The sequence below is a fragment of the Gammaproteobacteria bacterium genome, assembly GCA_013001575.1.
Lineage (GTDB): Bacteria > Pseudomonadota > Gammaproteobacteria > Steroidobacterales > JABDMI01 > JABDMI01.
Genome location: JABDMI010000118.1, coordinates 1 through 3,246, shown reverse-complemented (window position 1 = coordinate 3,246; position 3,246 = coordinate 1). Strand labels below are relative to the sequence as shown.

The 3,246-nt window shown below is 51.3% G+C and carries 2 protein-coding genes; both read right to left on the bottom strand.

Translation table 11 applies throughout. From position 1 onward, the window contains the following. Window positions 1–15: 15 nt before the first annotated feature. On the bottom strand, window positions 16–1,026 hold the full coding sequence (gene gap / locus HKN88_09445) for a type I glyceraldehyde-3-phosphate dehydrogenase (GenBank protein NNC98280.1): 1,011 nt from the start codon (window positions 1,024–1,026) through the stop codon (window positions 16–18). Window positions 1,027–1,066: 40 nt separating this feature from the next. After that, window positions 1,067–3,061: a transketolase gene (gene tkt, locus HKN88_09440; GenBank protein NNC98279.1), complete on the bottom strand. Its 1,995-nt coding sequence runs from the start codon at window positions 3,059–3,061 to the stop codon at window positions 1,067–1,069. Window positions 3,062–3,246 lie beyond the last annotated feature (185 nt).

The following is a 3,246-nucleotide window of genomic DNA, read 5'->3' as shown; positions in this document are numbered from 1 at the left end:
TCGAAGAAAACCCGATCAGGCTTTCATCAAAGCAATTGTTGTATCCAACATACGGTTTGAAAAACCCCATTCATTGTCATACCAGGAACACACTTTCACCATGTTGCCACCGGTAACCTTGGTCAGGCTTGCGTCAAATATCGATGAGTGCGGATTGTGATTGAAGTCGCTGGACACCAATGGCGCTTCACTGTATTCAAGAATGCCTTTAAGCGATCCTTGCGAGGCCTTTTTCAAAATACTATTCACTTCTTCAACCGAAGTGTCGCGTCCGGCTTTAAAGGTCAGATCAACCATTGACACATTAATGGTTGGAACCCGGATCGCGTAGCCATCCAGTTTGCCATTCAGTTCTGGCAGAACCAGACCAACGGCTTTGGCCGCACCCGTGCTGGCCGGGATCATGTTCTGGGTTGCAGAACGTGCGCGGCGCAGGTCTTTGTGATAGCTGTCAGACAAAACCTGATCATTGGTGTACGCATGTATGGTCACCATCAAGCCATGCTCAAGGCCCAGATCATCATGCAAGGGTTTCACCAATGGCGCCAGACAGTTGGTGGTGCACGAGGCATTGGAAATAATGGTGTCGCTGGCTTTCAGCACATTATCGTTCACGCCATAAACAATGGTTGCATCCACCGGGTCACCGGCAGGTGCCGAAATTACCACTTTTTTCGCACCGGCTTGTAGATGCAAAGCGGCTTTTTCACGCGTACGGAAAATACCGGTACATTCCAATACCGCATCCACACCAAGTTCGGCCCACGGCAGATCGGCAGGATTACGTTCGGCACAGACTCGAATTCTGTCGCCATTCACGATCATGTGATCGCCTTCAACACGCACATCACCGGAGAACATACCGTGTGCCGTGTCGTACTTGGTTAAATGCGCATTGGTTTCCGCGTTACCCAGGTCGTTGATGGCAACAATATCGATCTCATCACTGCGTCCACCTTCAAAAATTGCCCGTAGCACATTGCGTCCGATACGGCCGTATCCGTTAATTGCGAGTTTAATTGCCATGCTCTTGTCCTCTGTACAATTGAAATAATAAAAAATTTGATTAAAGCAGTTCTTTCAGCGTGGAGACAACATTCTCTACGCTAAAGCCGAATTTTTTGAATAGTTGCGACGCTGGAGCCGATTCGCCATAGCGATCCAGTCCAATTATACGTCCATTCAGTCCGGTGTATTTATACCAGCCACCGCTTGCTCCTGCCTCGACCACCACGCGTTTGCTTAATGACGCCGGCAATACCGATTCCCTGTAGGCAGGCGCCTGCTGTTCGAACAGTTCGGTAGACGGCATGGACACCACGCGTACCGCAACACCTTCGGCAGCGAGTGTGGTGGCGGCTTGGGTGGCCAAATGCACTTCCGAACCGGTTGCAATGATCACGGCTTGCGCTGCAGTTTCAGGCTCGTACAACACGTAACCGCCTTTGGCTATATTGGCGAGTTGCTCGGGGTTACGTTGCTGGTGCGGTAAATTCTGGCGAGTGAAGATCAATGCAGAAGGTGTGTTGCGTTGTTCGATCGCCGACTCCCAGGCCACATAGGATTCCACCCCGTCACACGGACGCCATACATTCAGGTTTGGCATCAAGCGCAGGCTTGCAGTGTGCTCGACCGGTTGGTGGGTCGGACCGTCTTCTCCCAAGCCGATGGAATCGTGGGTGTAAACAAATACCGAGCCGATCTCCATCAGGGCTGCCATGCGCACTGCATTGCGAGCGTAGTCAGAGAAAGTCAGGAAAGTTGCGCCATACGGAATAAAGCCGCCGTGTAAGGCCATGCCATTCATGATGGCCGACATGGCAAATTCGCGCACGCCGAAATAAATGTAATTTCCACTGGCGTCATTGGCGGTAATGCCTTTGGATCCTTTCCAAAAGGTATTGTTGGAACCGGTCAGGTCGGCTGAACCGCCCACCAGCTCCGGCAATAAGGGTCCGATGGCATCGAGTGCTCGTTGTGAGGCTTTACGCGTGGCATGACCAGCCGCTTCGGCATTGATCGCTTGCAGGTTTGCGGCTTTAGCCTCTTCCCAATCAGATGGCAAATTGCCGGACATCTGGCGCGAGTAGACCTTGGCCAATTCCGGATGGGCTTTGGCGTAGGCGGTGAACATTTGTTCCCAGGCGCTTTGTTGTTGTTTACCATTCTCAAGGGCATCCCACTGAGTGCGGATATCCGTAGGGATATCAAAAGGCGCGTGCGGCCAGTCTAAAGCGTCACGCGTTTTGGCAATTTCATCGTCGCCCAAAGCCGCGCCATGACAACTGGCGGTGCCTTGCTTGTTTGGGGCACCGTACCCGATCACGGTTTTACAACAGATCAGAGTCGGTTTATCCGAATCACTGCGCGCTTGCTCAATGGCGGCTTTGACGGCTTCTGGGTCATGTCCGTCAACATCGGCGATCACCTGCCAGCCATAGGCCTTGAAGCGTTCCGGGGTGTTGTCGGTAAACCAGCCATCCACCTCACCATCGATTGAAATGCCGTTGTCATCCCAAAACGCGATGAGTTTGCCCAGCTTTATAGTACCCGCTAAAGAACAGGCTTCGTGCGAAATACCTTCCATCAAACAGCCATCACCCAAAAACACATAGGTGTGATGATCGACGATTGGAAAATTCGGTTGATTGAAACGTTCGGCCAGAATTTTTTCCGACAAGGCCATACCCACCGCATTGCTTATGCCTTGTCCAAGTGGGCCCGTGGTCGTTTCAACACCCGGAGTGTGTGCGTATTCGGGATGCCCGGCTGTCTTTGACCCCAGTTGACGGAAATTTTTTAATTCTTGTAATGGCAGGTCGTAACCGGTGAGATGCAATAGCGAGTAGATCAACATTGAGCCATGTCCATTGGACAGCACAAAACGATCGCGATCTTGCCACTTGGGGTCCGCCGGATTGTGTTTGAGATAGTCGTTCCATAAAACTTCAGCGATGTCGGCCATTCCCATCGGGGCTCCGGGATGACCACTGTTGGCGGCTTGGACCGCATCCATACTTAGCGCTCGAATAGCATTGGCAAGTTCACGACGTGTTGGCATTGTTTGACCTTATTGAGTGGATGTAATTGTGTTGGCTTATTGTTGTGTCGACTTATTGTGTGTTTTGTGCAGATTTGCCTAATAAAAAAGCAATTTCACTTTTGTGATCTTGGCAAAGGCGCGCATTGTCGCTTACCCTCGAAAATGTCGCAAGCAATGCCCCGACTAAAATCTCTTAAGGCCTT